This window comes from Rhodopseudomonas palustris, assembly GCF_013415845.1.
GTDB lineage: Bacteria > Pseudomonadota > Alphaproteobacteria > Rhizobiales > Xanthobacteraceae > Rhodopseudomonas > Rhodopseudomonas palustris_F.
In genome coordinates this window covers 5,081,535-5,107,500 of sequence record NZ_CP058907.1, presented here as the reverse complement: position 1 = coordinate 5,107,500, position 25,966 = coordinate 5,081,535, and the positions used below count along the sequence as shown (strand labels likewise).

Here is a 25,966-nt window from a genome sequence, read left to right as displayed (position 1 = left end):
CGCAGAATGAACGGCGCGACCGACGACGGCAGATCCATGCCGCCGGCGAGACCGCAGGCCGCTATCGCGCCGCGATACTTGGTCATCGCCAGCAGGTTTGCCAAAGTCGTGGAGCCGACGCTGTCGACACCGCCGACCCAACGCTCCTTGGCGAGTGGCTTTGCCGGTCCGGAGAGCTCGTTGCGGTCGATGATCTCGGCGGCGCCGAGGCTCTTCAGATAGCTCTCTTCCGACATCCGGCCGGTCGAGGCGATCACGTGATAACCGAGCTTCGATAAGAGCGCGATCGCGACCGAGCCGACGCCGCCCGCGGCGCCCGTGACGATCAGCGGTCCGTCGGCAGGCTTCAAGCCATGGTTCTCCAGCGCCAGCACCGACAGCATCGCGGTGTAGCCGGCAGTGCCGATCGCCATCGCCTGCCGCGCGGTCATGCCTTCGGGCAGGCGCACCAGCCAGTCGCCCTTGACGCGCGCCTTCTCCGCATAGGCGCCGAGATGGGTCTCCCCCATGCCCCAGCCGTTGGCGATCACCTTGTCGCCCGGCTTCCAGTTCGGACTGGTCGAGGTCTCGACGGTGCCGGCGAAGTCGATGCCGGCGATCATCGGGAAACGCCGCACCACCGGCGATTTGCCGGTCAGCGCCAGACCGTCCTTGTAGTTCAGCGTCGACCATTCGACCCGGACAGTGACGTCGCCGTCCATCAGCTCGGCTTCGTCGAATTGCGTCAGCGCAGCGCTGGTCCCTTTGTCCGCCTTGTCGATCCGGACAGCCTTAAACGTGGCCAATGCATCACTCCCTTTTGGTGCGCGTTACGAGATTAGCTGTAGAAGATGCCGCCATCGACATTGAGCGCCTGGCCGGTGACGAACGCCGAATCGTCCGATGCGAAGAACGCGACCGGGCCGACGACGTCTTCCGGCTCGCCGAGCCGATGCAGGTCAGTGATCTTCTCGAAATACGTGACCCGCTCCGGATCGCGCAGGTTGTTGCGGCCCATTTCGGTCTGGATGATGCCGGGGCAGACCGCATTCACGGTGATGCCGTGGCCGCCGAACTCCATCGACGAGACGCGGGTGAAGCCGACCACTGCGGACTTCGACGCGGCGTAGTGCGACTGGCCGGGACCGCCGGTGCGCGCGGCCAGCGATGCGATATTGACGATGCGGCCGTAGCGCCGCTCCTTCATGTGCACCACCACCGCCTGGGTCATCTGGAAGACGCCGCGGACGTTGACCGCGAAGGTCTGATCCCAATGCTCGGGCGTGGTCTCGTCGATCATGGCGAGGCGCAGGATGCCGGCATTGTTGACGAGCACGTCGACGTGGCCGAGCCCGGCGACCGCCTCGGTCACCGAACGCTGGCAATCCTCGATCTTGCTGACGTCGGCGAGGATCGGAAGGCACTTGCGGCCGAGCTGCTTCACCTCCTCGACGGTCTCGCGCAGCACGCCTTCCTGCGGCGCAATATCGGTGAGCGCGAGGTCGTAGCCGCGCTGGGCAAGGCCGAGCGCGATGGCGCGTCCGATGCCGCGGCTGGCTCCGGTGACGATGGCATGTCTGGTCATGAATGATCCTCGAAACGTTCCGATCGAAAGATAAGTCGTGATGAGCTCAGGCGCGTGCGGCACGCACCGGCAGCGTGTTCATCGCCTTCACCGTTTCCTCGAACGACACGAGGTTGGCGCCGGAGCCGAGCCCGGTGGCGACGATGGCGGCCGTGGCGGTCGCCAGTCTGGCGCAGTCCTGTAGATCCCAGTCGCGCACCAGTCCGGCGATGAAGCCGCCGGTGTAGGAATCGCCGCAGCCCGAAGTGTCGCGCACGGTGATGTCGAATGCCGGCACGGTGAACTGACGTCCATCGCGCGTCATCACGAACGAGCCGTGCTCGCCGAGCGAGATCGCGCAGGCGCCGACGCCCTTGCCGATGAAGTAGCGGGCGCAGGTGGCCGGATCGTCGCTGCCGATCAGCGCGTGAGTTTCGTCGATGCTCGGCATGAAGAAGTCGGTGTAGGGCATCAGCGGTTCGAGCAGCGGTAGCGTTTCGCCGCGCGCCTGGATCAGATCGACCGTCGTGATGCAGCCCGCAGCCTTGGCGTCGCGCAGCAGTGACACCGTCGGTTCGCCGTCCATTGCTAGCAGCGATCCGACGCCGCCGAGATGCAGCACTTTGCTGCCGCAGGCGACCTTCTGGGCCTCCGGCGAAATCTTCCAGCGCGCCGAAGCGCCGCGCGCGTGCAGCACCGGCCGCGAGCCATCGGGCCGGATCGGCAGGATGGTGGCCGAGGTCGGCGCGCCGGCGATCTTCTCCATCACCGAGATGTCGATGCCCTCGCGCACCATCGCGTCCAGCACCCAATCGGCCTTCTCGTCGGTGCCGACCGCGCCGACCGCGAGGGCCTTCAGGCCTAGCCGGGCGCAAGGCACCACCGTGCCGCCCGCCGTGCCGGCGACGGTGAGACGGATTTCATCGATCAGCGCCCGGCCGCCGCCGGCCGGGATCTCGGTCACCGGCACGCCGAGAATGTCGAGGATATAGGTGCCGCAGACGCTGACGTCGTGGGGATGGGCCATGGAGCAAGCCTTGCGCAGTGTTGGTTGGTGTTAGTTGGAGGTCTTGGGGGCGCGGTCGCTGTCGCGCAGGCCGTATTGGCCCCAACGCTTGAGGATGCTGTCGACCTCGTCGTCGGACAGCAGCGGCGGTGTGCCGATCTGCAGGCAGCCGTGATACTGCTTGGCGAGCACTTCGACGGTGCCGGCCAGCCACAACGCTCTGCGCAAATTGGGGCCGATTGCGATCAGACCGTGATGGGCCATCAGGCAGGCGCGGCGATAGCGCAGCGCATCCAGTACGGTCTGAGATAGTTCGGCTGTTCCGTATTGCGCGTAGGGTGCGCAGGGGATGTCGTTGCCGCCGCCCGCCGCGATCATGTAGTGGATCGCCGGAATCGCGCGGTTCATGATCGCGATGATCGTGCAGAAGATTGGATGCGCGTGCACAACGGCGTTGGCTTCCGGCTTCTCCCGCAGAATGTCGAGATGGAAGCGCCACTCGGTCGAGGGCACGCGGCCCTCCGGCGCGGTCCACGAGCCATCCCATTTCATCGCCACGATGTCTTCCGGCTGCATCGACTCGTACGGCACGCCGGACGGCGTCACCAGGATGCCGTCATCGGTGCGCACGCTGATGTTGCCCGACGTGCCCTGGTTGATTCCTAAGGCCGTCATCTCGCGGCAGGCGTCGATGATGGATTGCCGGGTTGCGACGTCTGCAGCGCCGGGAAGCGTCATGGGTGTGTTTCCTCAAAGGTTGGCCGCTGCGGCTCTTGCCGGCCGCTGCGCATCGTCGCTTGAGCTTTCGATGAAGGCGCCTCAGCGCCCCATCGCATAGAACTCGTCGTTCGGCCGCATGCTGGTGACGTTGGCGAGGCGATTGGACATACCGAAGAAGGCGGCGATCGCCGCGATGTCCCAAATGTCTTCTTCGCTGAAGTCGTGGCGCTTCAGCGCTTCGATGTCGGCGTCGCCGACCTCATAGGCCTGGGCCGAAACCTTCATGGCGAAGTCGAGCATCGCGCGCTGCCGTGGGGTGATGTCGGCCTTGCGATAGTTCACCGCGATCTGGTCGGCGAGCAGCGGGTTCTTGGCGCGAATGCGCAGGATCGCGCCGTGCGCGATCACGCAATATTGGCACTGGTTGGCGTTGCTGGTGGCGACCACGATCATCTCGCGTTCGGCCTTGGTGATCGGGCCCGGCTTGTCCATCAGCGCGTCGTGATAGGCGAAAAAGGCGCGGAATTCGTCGGGACGATGCGCCAGCGTGAGAAACACGTTGGGCACGAAGCCGGACTTCTCCTGCACCGCGAGGATACGGGTGCGAATGTCGTCCGGCAGGCTGGCGATCTCCGGAACCGGGAAGCGGCTGATGGCGGGCTTGGTCATATATCGCTGTCTCTCTTTAGGTGGTCGCGAGGGCGACCAGCTTGTCCTGATATTCGTCGAAAGCGTCGCGTTGATCGGCAATGTGTGGTTCGGCGCGCACCAGGCAGGTGTGTGCCGAGCAGCCCTGGCCGAATTGCGAAGTGCCGATGTCGAGCGTCAGCACGTTGGGATTGCCGGCGACTTCGAGTCCGTTCTCGTCGCGCGGCGTGAACCATGCACCGGTCGGCAGCACCAGGACGCCGGGGCGCACCGAGTCGGTGACGGTCGCCGTCGCCAGACATGCGCCGCGGCCGTTCCAGACGCGGATAGTCTGACCGTCCTCGATGCCGCGCGCTGCCGCGTCGCGCGGATTGAGCTTGGCCTGTTCGCGGCCGTTGCGCTTGGCCGCCACGCTGGCGACGCCGGTTTCGATCTGGCTGTGCAGCCGACCGATCGGCTGATGCGAGATCAGGTGCAGATCCGACGCGTCGCCCTTGCCGAGCCATTCGGCCGGTTCGAGCCACGCCGGATGCGGCGGGCAATCGTCATAACCGAGCCCGGCCAACGTGCGGCTGCCGAGCACGATCCGGCCGCTCTCGGTGTTGAGCGGGTGTGCGGCGGGATCGGTTCGGAAGTCGGCCAGGAAGGTGTGCTCGGCGCGGACCGGGCAGCGGGCGTAGCCGCGCTCCCAGAACGTGTCGAAGTCGGGCATCTCGAAGCCGAGCCGCTCGACCGCGTCCTGCCGCACCTCTTCGTAAAGGTGCCGCACCCAGCCCATCTCGTCGCGACCTTCGTTGAAGCCGTCAGCGACGCCGAGCTTTGCGGCGATACGATTGAAGATCTCGAAATCCGGTAGCGACTCTCCGACCGGCGCGATCGCCTGCTTCATCGCGATGACGAAGTCGGAGCGGCGATTGCCGGCGAGATCGTTGCGTTCGATCGAGGTCGTTGCCGGCAGCACGATATCGGCGCGCTGCGCGGTCGCGGTGAACATCGGATCCTGGACGATGATGGTCTCCGGCCGCGTCCACGCGTCGGCGAGCCGGTTGAGATCCTGATGGTGGTGATACGGATTGCCGCCGGCCCAATACACCAGCCGCGTATCCGGATAGGTGTGGGTCTTGCCTTCATAGGTGAAGGTCCCGCCCGGGTTCAGCAGCATGTCGCTGATCCGCGCCACCGGAATGAAGCTGTCGATCGGCCGCGTCAGCTGCGAAATCGCCGGCGACTTGCCGATATTGAACGGCGAGCCAACGCCGCCGAGCGACGCATAGCCGTAGCCGACACCGCCGCCCGGCAGGCCGATCTGGCCGATGATCGAGGCGAGGCCGAGCGCGGACCAGAACGGCTGTTCGCCGTGATGCGCGCGCTGCAGGCTCCAACTCACCGTCAGCATGCTGCGGGTGTCGACCAGGCGACGGGCCAGCTGGCGAATGCTCTCGGCATCGAGGCCGCAAATCTCCGCCGCCCAGGTTGCATCCTTGCGGATGCCATCGGCCGATCCGTCGAGATAAGCGATCAGTTGATCGGCACCGCTGGTACAGCGATCGAGGAAGTCGCGGGCGTGCCGGCCCGCCAGCACGATCTCGCCAGCGAGGCCGAGCATCAGCGCCGCGTCGGTGTTCGGGCGGATCGGCCACCATTCGGCGCCGACCCATTCGGGCAGGTCGTCCTTCAGTGGCGAGACGTGGACGATGCGGATGCCGCGATCGGCGATCTTGCGCAGATAGGATTCGACACGGTGCACGCCGATGCCGCCGGCTTCTGTCTGCGCGGTGCGCGGCGACAGCGCGCCGAACACCACAAGCGTCTCGGTGTGTTCGGCGATGGTGTCGAGCGTATTGGCGCGGCCGTCGCAGGCATCGGAGCTGCCGAGCGTGTGGCGCAGGATCACGGGACCAGCAGCGATCGAATAGGTGTCGACGTGTCGGGTGAAGCCGCCGACCAGATTCAGCATCCGCTTCAAAAGCGATGAGGCGTGATGCAGCCGGCCCGAATTGGTCCAGCCATAGGAGCCGGCGAAGATCGAGGCGTTGCCGTAGGTGGTCGAGACGCGGCGGATTTCATCCGCGACCAGCGTGGTCGCTTCGTCCCAGCTGACGGGAACGAACTTCTCGGCGCCGCGCTTGCGCCGGTCGCTGTGCTCTCGTTTCTCCAGCCAGCCAGCGCGTACCAGCGGGCTCGGTACCCGGCGCTTGGGATTGGCCCACTCCGGCACCGAGTGAATGATCGGTGACGGGGCGGGATCGTGCGCGAACGGCTCGACGCCGACGATGCTCCCGTCCTGCACCAGCAGCGTATAGGCGCCCCAATGGCTGCAGTGCGGGATTCGCTTGATCTCACTCACGCGCCGTCTCCGTGGGATTGTGGCCGGTCGGCTTAGGACGCACGCGGCAGCGGCTGGGCGATCTCGCGCCGCATCTGGGCGGCGAAGTCCGGATAGGTCTCGGCCACTTCGTCGTACACGCGCTCGCGCAGCAGCTTCAGGACCTGCGGATCGGGGAGTGCAGTCTGCGCCGGCACATCGTCATGCGCGAACTTGAAGCCAGTCGCCTCCTTGATGGCGGCGAGGTCGTAGCCGGGATGCACGCTCTCGAGTTCGAAGCCGCGGCGGTCCTTGTCGAAACGGAACAGCGCCTTGCTGGTCAGCAGCGCGATCGGGCCGCCGGGGCGATAGACGCCTTCGTCACTGAGGCCGGGCGCGCTGATGAAATCCACCTTCTCGACCATCGCGCGCGGGGTGTGCTCCTCGCGGAACAGGATCACGCGCGGCACGACGTAGTACAGATAGGCCGATCCGAACGAGCCCGGCCAGCGCACCTGCGTCTGCGGATAGTCGCCGGTGCCGACCAGGTTGATATTGCCCTGGCCGTCGATCTGACCGCCGCCGAGGAAGAACGCATCGATGCGGCCCTGGCCGGCGCAGTCGAACAACTCAGCCGAGCCGTTGGTGAAGAAGTTGTGCTCCACCGATCCGAGGATCGAGATTCTCGGTCCGGTCTCGCCGGCCTTCTGCTTCAGCGCCCGCAGCAGCATCGCGCCCGAGGCAGGGATCGGCGAGGAAGCGCCGACTGCGACGTGGCGGACGCCGTCGAGCAATTTGGCGATGGTGCAGATCAGGATCTCGCGCGGATGAATATCGGTCATCAGGCGGGCTCCATCTGCGTCGTCGCCATGTAGTCGGCAAAGCCTTCGGCAGTCCGCGCCGCGCGGGCGTAGCGGACGAGTTCCTGCGTGTCGGTCTGGTATTCGCCCCACAGCCCGTAGGGCCAGGCGCCCTTCGGCGCGAGCGCGACTTCAGTGACGTAGATCGCCGGCAGCACGCCGGCCGCGGTGATCTCGTTGGCGAGCAGGCTTTCCTCGACGATCCGCTCGACGGTCACCAGCGTCGTCGCCGACGCATAGGCCATCGCGGCGAGTTCGCGGCGACGCCCGACCCAGACATTGCCGAAGCGGTCAGCCATCGGGGCGTGGAAGATCGTCACGTCCGGCTTGATCGCCGGGATCAGCACCACCGGGTCGCCGCCGTCCGCCAGCGGATTGTCGATCACGCGCCAATCCTTGCGGTGACGTAGGATGTCGCTACCGATCAGTCCGCGCATCGGCATGAACGGGCTGCCCTTCTGCGCCGCCATCAGGCCGGCGTGAATCGCCGGGCAGGTGGCGTCCATCAGCTTGATCGAACCGTCCTTGACGGCTGCGTTGAACCGCGGCGCGCCGCCGGCCTCGCCGAGCGTGACCGCGCTGGTCTCGACGGTGCGGACCAGGCCCGAGCCGATCAGTTGATCGACCTGAAGACCGCCGGTCGGCACGCAGATGAGATGGAGATTGCCGGCCTTGCGCTCGATGATCGGGCGCGTCATCGCCATCGAGACGCCGGCATAGTCGACCGGCACCGCCAGCCGGATTCCCGGCTCCACATACTTCGCCAGTCCGCGAAGATCGCTCGCCACGATCAGCCTCCCGAATGTGCGTTCTATATTGTAGAACGTCTTTCCAAATAAAATTAGTCGCGCAGCCGAGCCCCTGTCAATGCCGATCATACTGCTGCACGGCGCTGCGGCGCATCTGCATGCCGGCTCGGCTCGCGCCACCGCGTCGCACAGCGCGTTCCCCGACTTGACAAGGCGAGGACGGCCGCCAAGAATAATTGGAATAGCGTTTCATAATATAGAACGACGAAGTCGGGAATGATCAAGGAGGGGACGATGGCCGAGCCAGTGGCTCTGCGCGCAGGAGGTTTCGGCGCGCGAGGAGCAGGATCGCAGGCCGCACAAGAGCGGCAGGTCATCGGCTCCAGCATCGCGGTGCGCGAAGCAGAAAAGCGCTACGGTCAGTTTCACGCGGTCGACCGGATCAATCTCGATATCGAGCCCGGCGAATTCATCACGCTGCTCGGCCCGTCGGGCAGCGGCAAGACTACGCTGCTCAATCTGCTCGCCGGCTTCCAGACCCTCGACGGCGGCGAAATCCTGGTCGACGGCAAGCCGGTGCACAACGTGCCGACGCACAAGCGCGGCTTCGGCATGGTGTTTCAGAGCTACGCGCTGTTTCCCAACATGACGGTGACGCAGAACGTCGCGTTCCCGCTGCGCATGGCGGGCGTCGACCGCGCCACCACGGCGCGCCGCGTCGCCGAGACGCTGGAGATCATGCGGCTGTCGGCCCATGCCAACAAATCGCCGTCGGAAATGTCGGGCGGCCAGCAGCAGCGCGTCGCCATCGCACGCGCGATCGTGATGCGGCCGAAGGTCGTGCTGATGGATGAGCCGCTTAGCGCGCTCGACCGCCGCCTGCGCGAGTCGATCCAGATCGAAATTCGCGACCTGCACCAGACCATCGGCAGCACCATCCTGTTCGTCACCCATGACCAGGGCGAAGCGCTGACCATGAGCGATCGCATTGCTGTGCTGGATGCCGGCAAGATCGTGCAGATCGGCCGTCCGCTCGACATCTACCGTCACCCCGCCAATCGCTTCGTGGCCTCGTTCGTCGGTGAGAGCAATCTGATCGAAGCGGAGATCATGCAGAAGCGCGGCACCACGGTGACGCTCAAGAACCGGTCCGGCTACGTGTTCGACGCCGAGAGCCGCGACGCCATCGACGTCGGTCGCGTCACCGTGCTGGTACGGCCCGAGCGGGTCGCGATTGCGGACGAGCCGACCGCGAACTCGACGCCGGTGACCGTGACCTCGGCGATCTTCCTCGGTGAGACACTGCGTATCGAAGCGCAGATGGAAAGCGGCGAGACGCTGCTTGTACGCTGCCCCGACAGCGCCAAGCGGCCGTTGCCGAATGTCGGCGACCGACTGCATGTCGGCTGGGGTCCGGAAGACTGCTGGGTGCTGGCATGACGACGCTCTCGCTGACCGACGAGCCGCGGCAGCCGGCCTCCAGTCTGGCGATGAAGCTGAAGAACCCGGCGCTGCTGCTGCTGCCGGCGGTGGCGTTTCTGGGCTTCATTTATCTGCTGCCGCTGATCGATCTGATCCGGATCAGCATCAGCGGTCCGAGCTGGCTGACTTACTTCCAGCGCGTCTTCGCGGTGCCGCTGTACTGGGAATCGCTGGTCCGGACCATGCAGATCTCGGTCACGGTGGCGTTCCTGTGCCTGCTGTTCGGCTATCCCACCGCGCTTCTGATCCATCGTACCCAGGGTCTCACCCGGGCGCTGATCGCCACCGCGATCGTGCTGCCATACTTCATTGCCATCCTGATCCGCACCTACGCCTGGATGGTGCTCCTCGGCCGCACCGGGCCGGTCAATAAGCTGCTGGTGGCGATCGGCATTCTGGGCGAGCCGGTGCAATTGTTGTTTCATCGCGGCACCGTGCTGCTCGGCATGACCGCGGTGCTGCTGCCGCTGATGGTGCTGACGATCTATTCCAGCGTGTCACGGCTCGACCCCGGCCTGACCCGCGCCGCGCTCGCCTCCGGTGCCGGCCCGATCGCCGTGTTCTGGCGCGTGCTGTTGCCGCTGACGCTGCCCGGCATCGGCGCCGGCTTCCTGCTGGTGTTCGTTGCGGCGATCGGCTTCTTCATTACACCGACGCTGCTCGGCGGGCCGGGCGACCAGATGTTCGCCATGCACATCACCCAGCAGGCGGATTCGGTGACGTCGGAAGGCTTCCTGCAGGCGCTCGGCGTGGTGCTGCTGCTGATTACCCTGGCGGTGGTGGCGATCGCCGGACGTTTCCTCGGCCTCGAATTCATCTGGGGCGGTCGCAAGCTGACCGAGTCGAATGCGGCGAGCACGACGAGCACGGCTGCCGATGATCCGACGCGCCGCTCGATCGGCAGCAGCCTTGCCGACACGATCGGCTGGCCGCTGCTGCGCCTGCTCGGACTGCTGCCGGCCGGCGTCGGTACCTGGACGGTGCGGGTGATGGGCGGTGTCGTCGTCGCCGTGCTGATCCTCCCCATCGTCGTGGTGATGGTGATCTCGTTCAGCAGCGCCAGCTATCTGACCTTCCCGCCGCCGGGCTTCTCGCTGCGTTGGTACGAGCAGTTCTTCTCCGACACCAACTGGATGCGGGCGTTCTGGACCTCGGCGCTGATCGCTTTGGTGTCGGCCGCGATCGCTGTCGGTCTCGGCACCTGCGCGGCGCTCGGCATCGTCCGCGGCAACATCCGCGGCAAGTCCGCCATCATGCTGCTGCTGGTCAGCCCGATCATCGTGCCGCCGGTAGTGCTCGGCCTGTCGCTCTACACCCTGTTCCTGAAATTCGATCTGATCGGCTCGGTGTTCGGCCTCGCTGCGGCCCACGCCATCGGCGGCCTGCCGATCGTGGTGGTGATCCTGGCGGCGGCGCTGCAGGGCGTCGACAAGCGGCTCGAACAGGCCGCGGCTGTGCATGGTGCATCGTCGCTGACCGTGCTCCGGCTGGTGACGCTGCCGGCGATTGCGCCGGGCCTCGCAGCCGCGACCTTCTTCGCTTTCCTGCATTCGTTCGACGAGCTGGTGCTGACCCTGTTCCTGTCGAGCGCGCAGCTCAAGACTCTGCCGCTGATGCTGTGGGGCGACATCAACTACCGGCTTAATCCGGTGCTGGCGGTGGTCTCCACGCTCGAAGTTCTGCTGGTCGTGGGAGGACTGTTTCTTGCCCGGCCGGTCCTGGCGACCTCGCAAAAAGCGAACTGACGACAAACGATCAAACCACGAGGAAGACGCACGATGTTGGGACTGAAACGCTTCAGACTGCCGGCCTTGGCTTCGGCGGCATTCATCGCACTGGGGGCGGGGACCGCCGCAGCCCAGAGCAATGTCGTGATCATGCAGGATCCGGGCGGCGGCTACGGCGATGCGCTGCGCAAGGTGATGTACGACCCGTTCGAGAAGGAAACCGGCATCAAGGTCGTCACCGTGCAGGAAGCCCGCAGCGGTCCGCGCATCAAGGCGCAGGCCGAAGCCGGCAAGGCGCAGTGGGACCTGACCTTCATCTTTGACCAGGAAACCAAGCTGCTTGGCGATTGCTGCCTGGCCGACATCGACTATTCGAAGCTGTCGGAGTCCGCGCACAAGACCCTGGCGGCGATGCCGGACAATCTGAAGCGCAAGAAGGGCGTCGCGCTGCAAGTGATCGGCGTCGGCCTCGTCTACAACAAGGACAAGTTCAAGGGCGACAAGGCCCCGCAGACTTGGGCCGATTTCTGGGACGTGAAGAAGTTCCCGGGACGCCGTTGCATGCCGGCGTGGCCGCGCTTCACCTTCGAAGCGGCGCTGATGGCCGACGGCGTCACCAAGGACAAGCTGTATCCGATCGACATGGATCGGGCGCTCAAGAAGCTCAAGGAGATCAAGCCGCACGTGGTGAAGTGGTGGACCACCGCCGCGCAGCCGCCGCAGCTCATTCTCGATGGTGAAGCCGACATGTGCCTGGCTTATACCGGTTCGATGAGCAAGCTGGCGCTGGAAGGCGCGCCGATCGACCTCACCTTCAACCAGGGCTTCGTCTATTACGACTTTTTCTCGATTCCAAAAGGCGCGCCGAACTACGACAATGCCCTGAAGCTGCTGTCTTGGCGTCTTGATCCGAAGCGCGCCGCGCAACTGACATCCACCTTCCCGGTGGCGCTGCCGTCGAAGGTCGTGTTCGACGCGGCGACGGATAAGAATATCGCGCGGTACTGGGCAAACAATCCCGAGAACGTCGCCAAGGCGATCGAGTGGAGCCCGGACTTCTGGGGTGCTCCGTCGCCGGCGGGGAATTCCACCAATGAAGAATACGGACAAGAAAAGCTGAACGCGATGCTGGCCCAGTAAGCCGGCGCGTCGCAAACTTCGACCGGCAGTTACGACTGCCGGTCGCTATTTCAACAAAGAGATATTGCCCGGCCGCCTGAATGGACAAAGCCTTCATCAAGGGACTTCGACTGCTCGAGACCCTTGCGCTCAGCGATCAACCGCGCGGGGTCACGGACCTCGCCAACGAGCTGAAGTTCACCAAGAGCAACGTGCACCGGCTGCTGGCGACGTTGCAGTCACAGGGCTACGTCCGCCAGATTCCGCCGCACAGCACCTATGAGCTGACCACCAAGCTGTGGGAGCTTGGCCATCACGTCATCCAGCGCATGGATCTGGTTCGGGTCGCGCGGCCGGCGATGACCAGGCTGGCCGAGATCACCGGCGAGACCGTCCACCTGTCGGTGCTCGACGGCACCGAAGTTCTGTATGTCGACAAGATCGAAAGCGCCCATCACATCCGCGCCCACACCAGCGTCGGTATGCGCGCGCCGGCGTTCACGGTCGCGACCGGCAAGGCGATGCTGGCGCAGATGCCCGACGATTATCTGGAAATCCTTCGCCCGCACCTGAAGCGCTATACGGATTCGACCCGCACCACGCTCGAGGAGCTGCGCGAAGACATCCGCACCATCCGGTCGCAGGGCTATGCGTCAGTGCTGCACGGCGAGTGGCGCGAAGGCATCGCCGCCTGCGCCTGCGCGATCATCGGCCGTTCCGGCGAATTGATCGGCGCAATCGGGATGTCCGGCCCGGACATCCGCGTCAAGCGCAAGCAGATCAAGGAATACTCCGTCCACGTCATGGAAGCCGCCCGCACCATTGGTATGGCGCTCGGCCATGGCGGTGTGAAGTAAGGGCTTGGTTGCTCCGCTCCTTGCAAGGACGAGCGGAGCGACTGGTTTTCGGAGCACTCAGCGCAGACATGGGCCGCACAGTTCGCCGCGTGCGATTGCGGCAGCGGGTGCGCCGCTGCCGCTGTGGATCACAGGTTCCGCGTCACGAAACTGTCGATCGCAGAAGCGATCAGGTCCTTGTCGTTGTCGATCGTGGCGACGTGGTAGGAATTGTCCAGCCACAGCGTTTCGATCCGGCTGGAGCCGACGTGGTTGGCGATCACGGTCGCATTGGCCGGCGACAGCACGTGGTCGACGCGCGAGTTGATCACCAAGGTCGGGCATTTGATCCTCGGCAGCAGCGCGCGGGCGGTGGCGGCCAGCCCCATCACCTGCTTGACGCAGGTCACCGGCACTTGGTCGTAGGCCAGCTCCTTGGTGGTGGTGTCGACCATGTCAGAGCCGATGCCGGGGACGAATTCCGGCAGGCCGCGGGCGTAAGCCAGCCCGGCGAGATCGGGCGAGTCGATCTGAACAGCAGCGTTGATCGGGATCACGCCTGCGACCTTGTCCGGATGCGAGGCGGCCAGATACAGCGACAGCGTGCCGCCCATCGACAGTCCGGCCACGAAGGTCTTGTCGCATTTGGCCGACAGCTCCAGCAGCGCGTCCTCGGCGCAGTCGACCCAGTCGTTGGCGGTAGTCTTGGCCATTGCGGCCGGCGAGACGCCGTGTCCGGGCAGCCGCGGGCCGATAATGGAATAGCCGCGCTCGCCGAGCCGTTCTCCGAGATAGCGCATGCTCTGTGGGCTGCCGGTAAATCCATGCACCAGCAGCACGCCCGTTTTGCCGCCGTCGAACGCGAACGCCTCCGCGCCGGCCATCACCGCTTCGCTCATACCGTCTCCCCCTTTGAACGACGGCGGCGCCGTCGCGAGCATCGCTCCGGTCGCTCAACCATCTGTTTTGGTTCAGTTTTCCTATGTCCCAAAAATGCGACGGAAGCTCAAGGGACGTCGCGCTGCAGCATCTTGGCTGGCCTCTGCAGCGGCAAAGACCCGCAGGGTGTGGATACGCGGCGCTGCTAAAGTATAAGAGTGTCGACTCTCCGACCGATCGGGGCCAAATCACCCCGATCTGGGGCCGTGTCTTCTGATCTAAATCACGGCGGTCTTCGACTAATTGTGCAGAATGCGCGCCGCGCCGCCGTTTTCCGGTAAGAAAATACAGGGCTGCGGTGCTTCATATAAAAATTCCTTTGGTGGTACCAAGGAAAATGCAATTTCTCTTATGTGACCGATCGGCTCACAAGCTCCGCGCAACGGAGCTCGCGGAACCATTTGGTCGCGCTGCGTTGTGGGGGAGTCATCATGGATCAGGGCCAAACGCTCTCAGTTCTTTTGGATTCGTATGCGGTCGATCCGCAGAAAAAAGCTGTCGCCGCCGCGGTCGGCGCGATCGCCGCGGGATCGATCGAAATCTCTGAACTGATCGGGCAGGGGGCTCTCGCCGGCATCACCGGCGCCGCGCACGGTGGCAGCAATGCCGATGGCGACGTGCAGAAGGATCTCGACGTCAAGGCCGAGCAGATCATCGTCAAGTCGCTGAAGGATGTGCCCTACGCCGCGCTGGCGTCGGAAGAATCCGACACCCTGCTCGACGGCGATCCGAACGCGCCGATTTCGATCGCCTACGATCCGCTCGACGGCTCGTCCAACATCGACACCAACATGACGGTGGGGACGATCTTCTCGATCATCCCGAACCAGCCGGGCGTGAAGCCGTTCACTGCGGCCGGCTCCTGCCAGATCGCGGCGGGCTTCGTGGTGTATGGGCCGCAGACCTCGCTGGTGCTGACGCTCGGTGACGGCGTCAACATCTTCACGCTCGACCGCAAGGCCAAGGTTTACCGGCTGATCCGCGAGCGCGTGAAGGTGCCGGCCGACACCGCCGAATATGCCGTCAACGCCTCCAACCATCGCCATTGGGAGCAACCGATCCGCGACTTCGTCGACGAGTGCATCGCCGGCGCCGACGGCCCGCGCGCCAAGGATTTCAATATGCGCTGGATCGGCTCGCTGGTGGCCGAGGTGTATCGGATCCTCACCCGTGGCGGCGTGTTCCTGTACCCCGGCGACAACCGCCCGGGCTACGGCAACGGCCGGCTGCGGCTGCTCTACGAAACCCATCCGATGTCGTTCGTGATGGAGCAGGCCGGTGGCGCCGCTTCGACCGGGCGCGAGCGGGTGCTCGATCTCACCGCCAAGACGATCCACCAGCGGTCGCCGCTGATCATGGGGTCGATCGACAAGGTCAAGCGCATCGAACTGCTGCACACCGATCCGAGTGCGGCCTCGCGTTCGGCGCCGCTGTTCGCCCGCCGCGGCCTGTTCCGCGTCTGACGTCGTCTCTCCCGGTTGGAATTGGAAGTAACTCCTCATGTCCCGTAAGCATCCGATCATCTCCATCACCGGCTCCTCCGGCGCCGGCACCACCTCCGTGAAGAAGACGTTCGAGCAGATCTTCCGCCGCGAGAACGTCAACGCCGCGTTCATCGAGGGCGACGCGTTCCACCGCTACAATCGCGTCGACATGCGCAACAAGATGGCGGAGGAAGCCGAGCGCGGTAATCGCCACTTCAGCCATTTCAGCCCTGAGACCAACCTGTTCGAGGAGCTGGAGCAGACCTTCCGGAGCTACGCCGAGACCGGCATCGGTCGCACCCGTCACTACGTCCACGACGACGAGGAAGCCGCGCTGCACGGCGTACCGCCCGGCAACTTCACCCAGTGGCAGGATCTGCCGGCGAATTCGGATCTGCTGTTCTACGAAGGTCTGCACGGCGCGGTGATCACCGAGAAGGTCAACGTCGCGCAGCACGCCGACCTCAAGATCGGCGTCGTGCCGGTGATCAACCTCGAATGGATTCAGAAGCTGCATCGCGACCGTGCGGCGCGCGGCTATTCGACCGAGGCGGTGACCGACACCATCCTGCGCCGGATGCCGGACTACGTGCACTACATCGTGCCGCAGTTCGCCGAGACCGACATCAACTTCCAGCGGGTGCCGACCGTCGACACCTCGAACCCGTTCATCGCGCGCTGGATTCCCACCGCCGATGAATCGATGGTGGTGATCCGCTTCAAGAACCCGCGCGGCATCGACTTTGCGTATCTGCTGTCGATGATCCAAGGCAGCTTCATGTCGCGCGCCAACTCGATCGTGATCCACGGCGCCAAGCTCGACCTGGCGATGCAGCTCATCCTGACGCCGTTGATCATGCAGCTGATCGACCGCAAACGAAGCATGAAGTAATGCCCAACATTTGGAAGAATCTGGGGAGGCCGGTTTGAACGTTCCCGCACGCGACATCCACGACAAGGTCACGCATCGCGACATGGCGAATGCGATCCGCTTTCTCGCTATCGACGGTGTCGAGAAGGCGAAGTCCGGCCACCCGGGCATGCCGATGGGCATGGCCGACGTAGCCACCGTGCTGTTCACCCGCTTCCTGAAGTTCGATCCGGCCGATCCGGCCTGGGCCGACCGCGACCGGTTCGTGCTGTCGGCCGGCCACGGCTCGATGCTGCTGTACGCGCTGCTGCATCTGACCGGCTATCCGGAAGTGACGATCGATCAGCTGAAGTCGTTCCGGCAGTGGGGTTCGAAGACCCCGGGCCATCCGGAATACGGCCACACCCAGGGCGTCGAGACCACCACCGGCCCGCTCGGTCAGGGGCTTGCGACCTCGGTCGGCATGGCGCTTGCCGAACGCATGATGAATGCGCGCTACGGCGACGCACTGGTCGATCACCACACCTACGTCATCGCCGGCGACGGCTGTCTGATGGAAGGCGTCAGCCACGAGGCGATCTCGCTGGCCGGCCACCTCAAGCTCAACAAGCTGATCGTGCTGTGGGACGACAACCACATCTCGATCGACGGCGACACCTCGCTGTCGTGCTCGGACGATCAGCTCGCGCGCTTCGCCGCGTCCGGCTGGGCCACCACCCGCGTCGACGGTCATGATCCGGAAGCGGTCGCGGCGGCGATCGAGCAGGCCAAGAACAGCGACCGTCCGTCGCTGATCGCCTGCCGTACCACGATCGGCTTCGGCTCGCCGAAGGTCGCCGGCACCGAGAAGGCGCATGGTGCACCGCTCGGCGCCGAGGAGGTCGAGAAGACCCGCGCTGCGCTGAACTGGCCGTATCCGCCGTTCGAGATTCCGGAAGGGATCCTGGCTCGCTGGCGGGAATCCGGCGGCCGCGGCAAGGCGGCGCACGAGGCCTGGAATCAGCGGCTGGCGGCGGCCGATGCTGCGACCCGCACCGGCTTCACCGATGCGCTCGCCGGAAAGCTGTCGGCGGACTACGAAGGCGCGCTGCAGGGCCTGATCGCCAAGTTCGACGCCGACAAGCCGACCATCGCCACCCGTCAGGCGTCGCAGCTCACCATCGACGCCATCGTGCCGGCGTCGCCGAACATCCTCGGCGGCTCGGCCGACCTGACGCACTCCAACCTGACGCATGCCAAGGGCACCGCGTCGGTCAAGCCGGGCGCGTTCGGCGGGTCCTACCTGCACTACGGCATCCGCGAATTCGGCATGGCGGCGGCGATGAACGGCATCGCGCTGCACGGCGGCTTCGTGCCGTTCGGCGGCACCTTCCTGGTGTTCGCCGACTACAGCCGTCCGGCGATCCGCCTTGCGGCGCTGATGGGCGTGCGCGTCATCCACGTGATGACCCACGACTCGATCGGCCTCGGCGAAGACGGTCCGACCCATCAGCCGGTCGAGCACGTCGCCTCGCTCCGCGCGATCCCGAACGTCCTGGTGTTCCGCCCGGCCGACGCGATCGAAACCGCGCAGGCCTGGGACTGCGCGCTGAAGCAGACCTCGCGTCCGTCGGTGCTGGCGTTGTCGCGTCAGGGCCTGCCGCCGCTGCCGCGGCCGAACGGCGTCTCCGGCAACCCGGTGGCGCGCGGCGCTTACGTCGTGGTCGATCCGGGCCAGCGTGACGTCACCCTGATCGCCACCGGCTCGGAAGTGTCGCTGGCGCTGGATGCGGCCTGCAAGCTGGAAGCCGCAGGCATCAAGGCGGCGGTGGTGTCGGCCCCGTGCTTCGAACTGTTCGCCGAACAGGACGACGCCTACCGCGCCAGCGTGCTCGGCACCGCGCCGCGTGTCGGCATCGAAGCGGCGCGCGACACCGATTGGCACCGCTGGATCGGCGATACCGGCGCGTTCGTCGGCATGACCGGGTTCGGTGCCTCGGCGCCGGCGCCGATCCTGTACCAGAAGTTCGGCATCACCGCGGAAGCGGTGGTGGACGCCGCCAAGGGCGCGATCGCCCGCGGTAAGCACTGAGCCCGATTTCGAACAACACGACGACGGTTGTCGTCATACGGATAGTATCTGAGGAGACATCATGGCGCGCATCACTCTGAGGCAATTGCTGGATCACGCCGCCGAGCACGGCTACGGCGTGCCCGCGTTCAACATCAACAACATGGAGCAGGGCCTCGCGATCATGGAGGCGGCGGCGCTGGTCGACGCGCCGGTGATCATCCAGGCGTCGCGCGGCGCCCGCTCCTACGCCAACGACATCATGCTGGCGAAGATGATCGACGCGCTGGCCGAAATGTATCCGGACATCCCGCTGTGTATGCATCAGGACCACGGCAACGACGAAGCCACCTGCGCCACCGCGATCCGCTACGGCTTCACCTCGGTGATGATGGACGGCTCGCTCAAGGCCGACGCCAAGACCGCCGCCGATTATCAGTACAACGTCGACATCACCCGCCGCGTCGTCGACATGGCGCATTGGGTCGGCGCCTCGGTGGAAGGTGAGCTCGGCGTGCTCGGCTCGCTGGAGCACGGCGGCGGCGAGCAGGAAGACGGCCACGGCGTCGAGGGCAAGGTCAGCCGCGAACAGCTGCTGACCGATCCGGATCAGGCGGTCGAGTTCGTGCGCGCCACCAAGGTCGACGCGCTGGCGATCGCGATGGGCACCTCGCACGGCGCCTACAAGTTCAGCCGCAAGCCCGACGGCGACGTGCTGGCTATGAAGGTGGTCGAAGAGATCCACCGCCGCCTGCCGAATACCCACCTCGTGATGCACGGCTCGTCGTCGGTGCCGCAGGATCTGCAGGACATCTTCAACGAGTTCGGCGGCGCGATGCCGCAGACCTTCGGCGTGCCGGTCGAGGAAATCGTGCGTGGCATCAAGCACGGCGTCCGCAAGGTCAATATCGACACCGACTGCCGTCTGGCGATGACCGGCGTGTTCCGGAAAGTCGCCACCCAGAACAAGGCGGAGTTCGATCCGCGCAAGTTCCTGAAGCCCGCGATGGATGCGATGCGCGACATCTGCAAGCTGCGCTTCGAGCAATTCGGCACCGCCGGCAATGCCTCGAAGATCAAGGTCGTGCCGATGGCGGAGATGGCCAAGCGCTACAAGTCCGGCGCGCTCGATCCGCAGATCGGCCAGGTCGCCCGCGCCGCGGAGTAACCGCTTTCAATTCGCGGCGGCCAGCGGGCCGCCGCGCCTCGCATTGCAGGAGATCACCATGGACCAGTCGAACCGCTACGCCAACCTCAACCTCAAAGAGAGCGAGCTGATCGCGGGCGGACGGCACGTGCTGTGCGCCTACATCATGAAGCCGAAGGCCGGCTTCGGTAACTTCATCCAGACCGCCGCGCACTTCGCCGCCGAATCCTCGACCGGCACCAACGTCGAAGTCTCCACCACCGACGACTTCACCCGCGGCGTCGACGCGCTGGTGTACGAGATCGACGAGGCCAAGGGCCTGATGAAGATCGCGTACCCGATCGAGCTGTTCGATCGCAACGTGATCGACGGCCGTGCCATGATCGCCTCGTTCCTGACCCTGACGATCGGCAACAACCAGGGCATGGGCGACGTCGAATACGCCAAGATGTACGACTTCTATGTCCCGCCGGCTTACTTGAAGCTGTTCGACGGCCCGTCGACGACGATTCGGGATCTGTGGCGCGTGCTCGGCCGCCCGGTGGTCAACGGCGGCTTTATCGTCGGCACCATCATCAAGCCGAAGCTCGGCCTGCGCCCGCAGCCGTTCGCCAATGCCTGCTACGATTTCTGGCTGGGCGGCGACTTCATCAAGAACGACGAGCCGCAGGGCAACCAGGTGTTCGCGCCGTTCAAGGACACGGTGCGGGCCGTCGCCGACGCGATGCGCCGTGCGCAGGACAAGACCGGCGAAGCCAAGCTGTTCTCGTTCAACATCACCGCCGACGATCACTACGAGATGCTGGCGCGCGGTGAATTCATCCTCGAGACCTTCGCCGACAACGCCGACCACATCGCGTTCCTGGTCGACGGCTACGTTGCCGGCCCGGCTGCGGTCACCACCGCCCGCCGTGCGTTCCCGAAGCAGTACCTGCACTACCATCGCGCCGGCCACGGTGCGGTGACCTCGCCGCAGTCCAAGCGCGGCTACACCGCCTTCGTGCTGTCGAAGATGGCGCGTCTGCAGGGCGCCTCGGGCATCCACACCGGCACCATGGGCTTCGGCAAGATGGAAGGCGAAGCCGCCGACCGCGCGATCGCCTACATGATCACCGAGGATTCGGCCGACGGTCCGTACTTCCACCAGGAGTGGCTCGGCCTCAACCCGACCACGCCGATCATCTCCGGCGGCATGAACGCGCTGCGGATGCCGGGCTTCTTCGACAACCTCGGCCACTCCAACCTGATCATGACGGCGGGCGGCGGTGCGTTCGGTCACGTCGACGGCGGCGCGGCCGGTGCCAAGTCGCTGCGTCAGGCCGAACAGTGCTGGAAGCAGGGCGCCGATCCGGTCGAGTTCGCCAAGGATCACCGCGAATTCGCCCGCGCGTTCGAGAGCTTCCCGCAGGACGCCGACAAGCTGTATCCGAACTGGCGCGCCAAGCTGAAGCCGCAGGCGGCGTAAGCTTCTCGCACCGCACACGACTGACGGCCCGCGCTTCGGCGCGGGCCGTTTGCTTTGGACCTGGTAGTTGTTCGAGGACCATCTGACGGCCCGCCGCATTCTCCGATCAGTTGATCTCAACGTCAGCAAAAGCCGCAACGGAAAAGAAACGCTCCGCGCCGATTGGGGAGTGGTAGCTTGCGTTTCCTGAGCGTCGTGCAATGCTGGGGTGTGGTCACAGGTCAGTTCGCGTTGGCGTTCGCTCAAATTCGGCGGAGGCCCTGACGTCGGAGAACTCAGATGACGCACAGTCGGTCTGGTCCGTACCAGTTTCAGATCGCCGTCAACGGCGTGTACTACCCGAGCGTGTTCGTGATCATCGACAACCGGCTGATCACGGTGACGGCCGCCGGCCGCAAGCGGACCGAGGAACTCGGCATGATGCCGCCGCTGGCGCTCGCGGAATATCTGGCTGGCGAATTGGTTCGCGAGCAGCTCGCCCGCGCGGCCGCCGCGGCGGCCCATCCCCATCCTGAAGACGAGCCGGAGCCGCACTCCCACATCGCGGACGACCCTGAAGCTGCCGTCAAGGCGGTGCCAACCTCGGAATCCCACGAGGTTCACCAGAGCTGGCTCAGCAAGCACCTGCTGCGCTGGGTCGGGGGCCCGCCGGCACATCATCATCCGCGCACGTAGTTCTCGGCTTGTTAGTTCGTGGCGTCGGCAACGTACGTAATCGTACGCGGTGCTGAATTAAGGAACTCGCAAGCGAGTGAAACTCACAGTGGCGGCGGTGCAGGGGCGCAGTCTCGGCTGAGTCAGTGATGGTGAGTCCGGTTCGATGCCGGGCTATCGTCAGATGACGGCGCGCGCCATGTCTTTCTCACAGGATGATGTCGATGTTCGCCAAGATCACCATACGTACCAAGATTACTGCGCTGGTCGCCGCCCTGCTGATTGCCCTGTCGGGTCTCGGCGCGCTGGCGGTGGTCGAGATGCGGTCGCTCAATGCCGCGTCGACGGATATCGCGACCAACTGGCTGCCGAGCGTGCGGGTTCTCGGCGAGATGCGCGCCTACGTGCTGAGCTACCGTGGCGCCCTGCGCGATCACATCCTGGATCTCACCGCAGAAGGCAAGGATGGCGCCGACAAACGGATGTCTTCGACCCAGGTGTCGCTGGATAAGGCCCTCAAGGACTACGAGAAGCTGGTGACCTCTCCAGAGGAGCGGGCTTTGTACGAGGACTTTGCCAAGGGGTGGATCGACTACAAAGCCGCCGTCGTAAAGGCCCTTGAGATCTCGCGCAGCAGCGTTGGCCAGTTTCCCGCGTCGGCCTGGGACTATGCGAAGAAGAACCTGGTCCCGATCGCGACCCGGATGGATGACACGCTGCAGCGCGACATCGACCTCAACAACAAGGGGGCGCAGACCTCGACCGAGACTGCTGATACCACCTACAGCTTCGGCTTTGGCCTGGTCGTCACGATTCTCGCGATCGCCTTTGCGCTCGGCATCGCCATGAGCGTGCTGGTGATCCGGGACATCATCAGCGCGATCGCATCGATCATTTCGCCGATGCAGGACCTCGGGAAGGGTAATCTGGCGGCGGAGGTGCCGCATCGCGGCGAGCCGACCGAAATCGGCCGGATGGCGGATGCGCTGCAGGTCTTCAAGGAGGCGCTGATCGCCAAGCGCGATGCCGACGCCGCGGCTGCCAAGGAGGCCGAGGAGAAGATCGCGCGCGCCCAGCGGGTCGACAGCGCGACCCGGCAGTTCGAACACGCCATCGGCGAGATCGTCGATACCGTGTCGTCGGCCTCCACGGAGCTCGAAGCTTCGGCCAGCACCCTGACCTCGACCGCCGAGCGTGCCCAGGAACTGGCGACGTCGGTGGCGGCGGCTTCCGAGGAAGCCTCCACCAACGTCCAGTCGGTGGCGTCGGCGACCGAAGAGATGACCTCGTCGATCACCGAGATCAGCCGGCAGGTGCAGGAATCGGCACGCATCGCCAACGATGCGGTCGATCAGGCCCGTCGGACCAACGAAAGCGTCAGCGATCTGTCGCATGCTGCGGCGCGGATCGGCGACGTGGTCGAACTGATCAACACCATTGCCGGCCAAACCAACCTGCTGGCGCTGAACGCCACGATCGAAGCGGCGCGTGCCGGCGAGGCGGGGCGGGGCTTTGCGGTGGTGGCGGCCGAAGTGAAGGCGCTGGCGGAACAGACCGCCAAAGCCACCGGTGAAATCAGCCAGCACATCACCGGCATTCAGACCGCGACCGGCCAATCGGTCGAAGCCATCAAGGAGATCGGCCAGACCATCGGCCGGATGTCGGAGATCGCCTCGACGATCGCTTCGGCGGTGGAAGAGCAGGGCGCCGCCACGCAGGAAATCTCCCGCAACGTGCAGCAGGCGGCGCACGGCACCCAGCAGGTGTCGTCGAACATCACCGACGTACAGCGCGGCGCCACCGAGACCGGCTCCGCCTCGTCGCAGGTGCTCTCCGCCGCGCAGTCGCTGTCGCAGGACAGCAACCGGCTGAAGGTCGAGGTCACCAAATTCCTCGACACCGTGCGGGCTGCCTAACCGCTCGGGCCCCTGCCGTCAGCGGGGTACGCAGCGGCTAAGCCGCTACTCGCAACGATCTCGTGCCCGGGCTCGGCCCGGGCATCCACGTTTTGGAACAGAAACTGCGAGCAAATCATGAGTGGCCGGGTCAGCCGGTCCTGACGAGTTTGATGAACGAGCGCCGGAGCCGGACTTCCGAAGCGAGTAGTTCTTCCGGTCTGGTAGTTCTACGAGGTCGTAGTTTAACGCCACCTCAACCTGCAAGCTGCACCTTGGTTCCAGAATTGGATCGCCGACCCCCGGCTGCGCCGAGTGGCTGTGCGGTAATGTACCAATTCCTGATATTTGGTCTTCCATCAGACGAGTAGATGCCGATGTTGTCCAGACTTTCGATTCGTACCAAGATCATCGCGCTCGTGGCGCTGCTTCTCGTGGCCATGTCGGGGATCGGTGGGCTGGGCCTGCTCAAGATGCGGACCCTGAACGACTCGACGGTCGATATCGCCACCAACTGGCTGCCGAGCGTGCGCGTGCTTGGTGACATCCGCACGACCCTGGCGATGTATCGGGTGACGCTGCGAGCCCACGCGATGGAGACAACGGCGGAAGGCAAGGCGACGGCCGCAAAGCGAATCGCCGGCGTCGAAGAGGTCATCAACAAGCAGCTCGACAGCTACCAAAAGATGATTACCACGCCTGAAGAAAAGGCGCTGTACGAACAGTTCAGCAAGGAGCTGAACGTCTATCTCGACGGTGCCAAGAAGGCAGTGGAGATGTCGCAAAAGAGTGTCGGTCAGTCCACTGCCGAGCTGGGCGAGTACCTGACAAAGACGCTGGGGCCGATCGGAAGCCGGGTCGATGCCGTCCTGCAGAAGGATGTCGATCTGAACAAGAAGGGTGCTGATGAGTCGACCGCTTTGGCGGAAGCGACTTATAGCTCGGCGGTGATGATCGTCGTCACCATTCTGGTGCTGACGATCGCGTTCGGGTTCATCGCCAGCTATCTGGTGATCCGCGACATCAGCCGCGGCATCGCGTCGATCATCGCGCCGATGCAGGCGCTGGGCCAGGGTAACCTCGCTGCCGAGGTGCCGCATCGCGGCGAGTCGACCGAAATCGGCGCGATGGCGGATTCGCTGCAGATCTTCAAGGAAGCGCTGATCGCCAAGCGCGAGGCCGATCAGGCCGCGGCGCGCGAGGCCGAGGAAAAGATCGCGCGCGGCCACCGGGTCGACGCGGCCACAAGGCAGTTCGAAGCCGCGATCAGCGAGATCGTCGAGACGGTGTCGTCGGCCTCCACCGAGCTGGAGGCATCGGCCGGCACGCTGACCTCGACAGCCGATCGCTCCCAGGAGCTGGCGACGTCGGTCGCGGCGGCGTCCGAAGAAGCTTCCACCAATGTCCAGTCGGTCGCTTCCGCGACCGAGGAGATGTCGTCGTCGATCACCGAGATCAGCCGTCAGGTCCAGGAGTCGTCGCGGATCGCCTCGGAGGCGGTGGATCAGGCCCGCAAGACCAACGCCAGCGTCGGTGATTTGTCGGAAGCGGCCAGCCGGATCGGCGACGTCGTCGAACTGATCAACACCATTGCGGGCCAGACCAACCTGTTGGCGCTCAACGCCACGATCGAGGCGGCGCGCGCCGGTGAGGCCGGTCGCGGCTTCGCGGTGGTGGCCGCCGAGGTCAAGGCGCTGGCCGAGCAGACTGCGAAAGCCACCGGCGAAATCGGCCAGCACATTTCGGGAATCCAGTCGGCGACCAACGAGTCGGTCAATGCGATCCGCGAGATCGGGCAGACCATCGGGCGGATGTCGGAGATTTCGTCGGCGATCGCTGCCGCGGTCGAGGAGCAGGGCGCCGCTACTCAGGAAATCTCCCGCAACGTGCAGCAGGCGGCGCATGGCACCCAGCAGGTGTCGGCGAACATCACCGACGTGCAGCGCGGCGCGACCGAGACCGGTTCGGCCTCGGCTCAAGTGCTGTCGGCGGCGCAGTCGCTGTCACAGGAATCCAGCCGGCTGAAGATCGAGGTCACCCGGTTCCTCGATACGGTCCGCGCAGCCTGATCGCCGCGCCGTTTTTCCCCCTTCAACTCCGCGTCATGCCCGGCCTCGTACCGGGCATCGACGTTTTAGGGGGAGGGTTCGAGACGGCGCTGCGCGCGTCCCCATCGTGAGGTTCTGTCTGTGGTGAGTCCGCCAAAGCGCGGCTCTGATTCCAATAGAGCGGAATCGCTCTCAGGCGAAACGCTTGGCGATCAGCAGGCAGAGCAGCACCGAACCCGACGATGCGGTCACGATCGCCATGTTGGTCAGGTTCTGAGCCAGCATCGTGAGCCACGCGCCGCCCGCCGCAGCGGCCGGCTTGCGTCGTTTCGCTTTGGAGGTCTTGGCGGCCATGGCGCGATCCGGTCAGAGGCGGTGATCGGGACATGTTCCCGATCCTGTGCCCAGTATCCGCCGC

At 65.1% G+C, this 25,966-nt stretch carries 22 protein-coding genes (1 of these 22 running past the window's edge); 12 read left to right on the top strand and 10 right to left on the bottom strand.

All coding sequences use genetic code 11. From position 1 onward, the window contains the following. From acuI to HZF03_RS23385, 8 genes are all read right to left on the bottom strand, one after another. Positions 1-785: the 5' portion of an acrylyl-CoA reductase (NADPH) gene (gene acuI / locus HZF03_RS23420; RefSeq protein WP_119019677.1), read on the bottom strand. The gene continues 202 nt to the left of window position 1, outside the view; the window shows 785 of its 987 coding nt (coding positions 1-785); the start codon lies at positions 783-785; its stop codon lies beyond the left edge, outside the window. Positions 786-817: 32 nt separating this feature from the next. After that, entirely contained in the window at positions 818-1,564 is a 747-nt protein-coding gene (locus tag HZF03_RS23415; RefSeq protein WP_119019678.1) for an SDR family NAD(P)-dependent oxidoreductase, read from the bottom strand. A gap of 46 nt (positions 1,565-1,610) precedes the next feature. Next, complete coding sequence (locus tag HZF03_RS23410; RefSeq protein ID WP_119019679.1) at positions 1,611-2,570, bottom strand: sugar kinase; 960 nt, start codon at positions 2,568-2,570, stop codon at positions 1,611-1,613. A 30-nt stretch (positions 2,571-2,600) separates the two neighbouring features. Continuing rightward, positions 2,601-3,287, bottom strand: coding sequence for an L-fuculose-phosphate aldolase (locus tag HZF03_RS23405; protein ID WP_119019680.1), 687 nt, complete (start codon positions 3,285-3,287; stop codon positions 2,601-2,603). 81 nt (positions 3,288-3,368) lie between these two features. Next, complete coding sequence (locus HZF03_RS23400; RefSeq protein ID WP_104513047.1) at positions 3,369-3,938, bottom strand: peroxidase-related enzyme; 570 nt, start codon at positions 3,936-3,938, stop codon at positions 3,369-3,371. A gap of 16 nt (positions 3,939-3,954) precedes the next feature. Then, positions 3,955-6,264, bottom strand: coding sequence for a molybdopterin-dependent oxidoreductase (locus HZF03_RS23395; RefSeq protein WP_119019681.1), 2,310 nt, complete (start codon positions 6,262-6,264; stop codon positions 3,955-3,957). Positions 6,265-6,296: 32 nt separating this feature from the next. Then, positions 6,297-7,064, bottom strand: a complete 768-nt coding sequence (locus HZF03_RS23390; RefSeq protein ID WP_119019682.1) for a CoA transferase — start codon at positions 7,062-7,064, stop codon at positions 6,297-6,299. Continuing rightward, positions 7,064-7,870, bottom strand: a complete 807-nt coding sequence (locus tag HZF03_RS23385) for a CoA transferase subunit A (RefSeq protein WP_012497783.1) — start codon at positions 7,868-7,870, stop codon at positions 7,064-7,066. The genes HZF03_RS23390 and HZF03_RS23385 overlap by 1 nt, the downstream gene beginning before the upstream one ends. 255 nt (positions 7,871-8,125) lie before the next feature. Between HZF03_RS23385 and HZF03_RS23380 the strand changes: the two genes are divergently transcribed. The 4 genes from HZF03_RS23380 to HZF03_RS23365 all read left to right on the top strand — a co-directional run bounded on the left by HZF03_RS23380 (position 8,126) and on the right by HZF03_RS23365 (position 13,016). Further along, on the top strand, positions 8,126-9,271 hold the full coding sequence (locus HZF03_RS23380) for an ABC transporter ATP-binding protein (protein ID WP_104513043.1): 1,146 nt from the start codon (positions 8,126-8,128) through the stop codon (positions 9,269-9,271). Then, positions 9,268-11,058, top strand: coding sequence for an ABC transporter permease subunit (locus HZF03_RS23375; RefSeq protein ID WP_119019683.1), 1,791 nt, complete (start codon positions 9,268-9,270; stop codon positions 11,056-11,058). The genes HZF03_RS23380 and HZF03_RS23375 overlap by 4 nt, the downstream gene beginning before the upstream one ends. A gap of 33 nt (positions 11,059-11,091) precedes the next feature. Further along, entirely contained in the window at positions 11,092-12,180 is a 1,089-nt protein-coding gene (locus tag HZF03_RS23370; protein ID WP_011160180.1) for an extracellular solute-binding protein, read from the top strand. 80 nt (positions 12,181-12,260) lie between these two features. Next, positions 12,261-13,016: an IclR family transcriptional regulator gene (locus HZF03_RS23365; RefSeq protein ID WP_011160179.1), complete on the top strand. Its 756-nt coding sequence runs from the start codon at positions 12,261-12,263 to the stop codon at positions 13,014-13,016. A gap of 128 nt (positions 13,017-13,144) precedes the next feature. On the opposite strand, the gene HZF03_RS23360 is transcribed toward HZF03_RS23365, so the two are convergent. Next, the gene (locus HZF03_RS23360) at positions 13,145-13,894 is read right to left on the bottom strand and encodes an alpha/beta hydrolase (protein WP_119019684.1); all 750 of its coding nucleotides are present in this window, start codon (positions 13,892-13,894) and stop codon (positions 13,145-13,147) included. Between the two features lie 471 nt (positions 13,895-14,365). On the opposite strand from HZF03_RS23360, the gene HZF03_RS23355 reads away from it, so the two are divergent. The 8 genes from HZF03_RS23355 to HZF03_RS23320 all read left to right on the top strand — a co-directional run bounded on the left by HZF03_RS23355 (position 14,366) and on the right by HZF03_RS23320 (position 25,569). After that, a complete protein-coding gene (locus HZF03_RS23355; RefSeq protein WP_011160177.1) occupies positions 14,366-15,397 on the top strand; it encodes a class 1 fructose-bisphosphatase in 1,032 nt (343 codons plus the stop codon). A 37-nt stretch (positions 15,398-15,434) separates the two neighbouring features. Continuing rightward, positions 15,435-16,310: a phosphoribulokinase gene (locus HZF03_RS23350; protein ID WP_011160176.1), complete on the top strand. Its 876-nt coding sequence runs from the start codon at positions 15,435-15,437 to the stop codon at positions 16,308-16,310. 34 nt (positions 16,311-16,344) lie between these two features. Further along, positions 16,345-18,360, top strand: a complete 2,016-nt coding sequence (gene tkt / locus HZF03_RS23345; protein ID WP_119019685.1) for a transketolase — start codon at positions 16,345-16,347, stop codon at positions 18,358-18,360. 61 nt (positions 18,361-18,421) lie between these two features. Next, entirely contained in the window at positions 18,422-19,507 is a 1,086-nt protein-coding gene (gene fba, locus HZF03_RS23340; protein ID WP_011160174.1) for a class II fructose-bisphosphate aldolase, read from the top strand. A gap of 58 nt (positions 19,508-19,565) precedes the next feature. Then, on the top strand, positions 19,566-20,951 hold the full coding sequence (locus HZF03_RS23335) for a ribulose-bisphosphate carboxylase (RefSeq protein WP_119019687.1): 1,386 nt from the start codon (positions 19,566-19,568) through the stop codon (positions 20,949-20,951). A gap of 279 nt (positions 20,952-21,230) precedes the next feature. Beyond that, the gene (locus tag HZF03_RS23330; protein ID WP_119019686.1) at positions 21,231-21,626 is read left to right on the top strand and encodes an acyl transferase; all 396 of its coding nucleotides are present in this window, start codon (positions 21,231-21,233) and stop codon (positions 21,624-21,626) included. A gap of 203 nt (positions 21,627-21,829) precedes the next feature. Further along, positions 21,830-23,521 (top strand): methyl-accepting chemotaxis protein, encoded by a 1,692-nt coding sequence (locus HZF03_RS23325; RefSeq protein WP_119019688.1) that lies wholly within the window; start codon positions 21,830-21,832, stop codon positions 23,519-23,521. Between the two features lie 356 nt (positions 23,522-23,877). Then, positions 23,878-25,569, top strand: coding sequence for a methyl-accepting chemotaxis protein (locus tag HZF03_RS23320; protein ID WP_119019689.1), 1,692 nt, complete (start codon positions 23,878-23,880; stop codon positions 25,567-25,569). A 171-nt stretch (positions 25,570-25,740) separates the two neighbouring features. On the opposite strand, the gene HZF03_RS23315 is transcribed toward HZF03_RS23320, so the two are convergent. Continuing rightward, a complete protein-coding gene (locus tag HZF03_RS23315; protein ID WP_165858170.1) occupies positions 25,741-25,902 on the bottom strand; it encodes a hypothetical protein in 162 nt (53 codons plus the stop codon). Positions 25,903-25,966 lie beyond the last annotated feature (64 nt).

Excerpts from the sequence above, each read along its gene's own strand:
- HZF03_RS23325 (WP_119019688.1), top strand. The coding sequence starts at position 21,830 with ATGTTCGCCAAGATCACCATACGTACCAAGATTACTGCGCTGGTCGCC.
- HZF03_RS23415 (WP_119019678.1), bottom strand. The coding sequence starts at position 1,564 with ATGACCAGACATGCCATCGTCACCGGAGCCAGCCGCGGCATCGGACGC.
- HZF03_RS23375 (WP_119019683.1), top strand. The coding sequence starts at position 9,268 with ATGACGACGCTCTCGCTGACCGACGAGCCGCGGCAGCCGGCCTCCAGT.
- HZF03_RS23355 (WP_011160177.1), top strand. The coding sequence starts at position 14,366 with ATGGATCAGGGCCAAACGCTCTCAGTTCTTTTGGATTCGTATGCGGTC.
- HZF03_RS23315 (WP_165858170.1), bottom strand. The coding sequence starts at position 25,902 with ATGGCCGCCAAGACCTCCAAAGCGAAACGACGCAAGCCGGCCGCTGCG.
- HZF03_RS23335 (WP_119019687.1), top strand. The coding sequence starts at position 19,566 with ATGGACCAGTCGAACCGCTACGCCAACCTCAACCTCAAAGAGAGCGAG.
- HZF03_RS23330 (WP_119019686.1), top strand. The coding sequence starts at position 21,231 with ATGACGCACAGTCGGTCTGGTCCGTACCAGTTTCAGATCGCCGTCAAC.
- fba (WP_011160174.1), top strand. The coding sequence starts at position 18,422 with ATGGCGCGCATCACTCTGAGGCAATTGCTGGATCACGCCGCCGAGCAC.
- HZF03_RS23370 (WP_011160180.1), top strand. The coding sequence starts at position 11,092 with ATGTTGGGACTGAAACGCTTCAGACTGCCGGCCTTGGCTTCGGCGGCA.
- HZF03_RS23390 (WP_119019682.1), bottom strand. The coding sequence starts at position 7,064 with ATGACCGATATTCATCCGCGCGAGATCCTGATCTGCACCATCGCCAAA.
- HZF03_RS23320 (WP_119019689.1), top strand. The coding sequence starts at position 23,878 with ATGTTGTCCAGACTTTCGATTCGTACCAAGATCATCGCGCTCGTGGCG.
- HZF03_RS23405 (WP_119019680.1), bottom strand. The coding sequence starts at position 3,287 with ATGACGCTTCCCGGCGCTGCAGACGTCGCAACCCGGCAATCCATCATC.
- HZF03_RS23380 (WP_104513043.1), top strand. The coding sequence starts at position 8,126 with ATGGCCGAGCCAGTGGCTCTGCGCGCAGGAGGTTTCGGCGCGCGAGGA.
- HZF03_RS23410 (WP_119019679.1), bottom strand. The coding sequence starts at position 2,570 with ATGGCCCATCCCCACGACGTCAGCGTCTGCGGCACCTATATCCTCGAC.
- HZF03_RS23360 (WP_119019684.1), bottom strand. The coding sequence starts at position 13,894 with ATGAGCGAAGCGGTGATGGCCGGCGCGGAGGCGTTCGCGTTCGACGGC.
- HZF03_RS23365 (WP_011160179.1), top strand. The coding sequence starts at position 12,261 with ATGGACAAAGCCTTCATCAAGGGACTTCGACTGCTCGAGACCCTTGCG.
- HZF03_RS23400 (WP_104513047.1), bottom strand. The coding sequence starts at position 3,938 with ATGACCAAGCCCGCCATCAGCCGCTTCCCGGTTCCGGAGATCGCCAGC.
- HZF03_RS23350 (WP_011160176.1), top strand. The coding sequence starts at position 15,435 with ATGTCCCGTAAGCATCCGATCATCTCCATCACCGGCTCCTCCGGCGCC.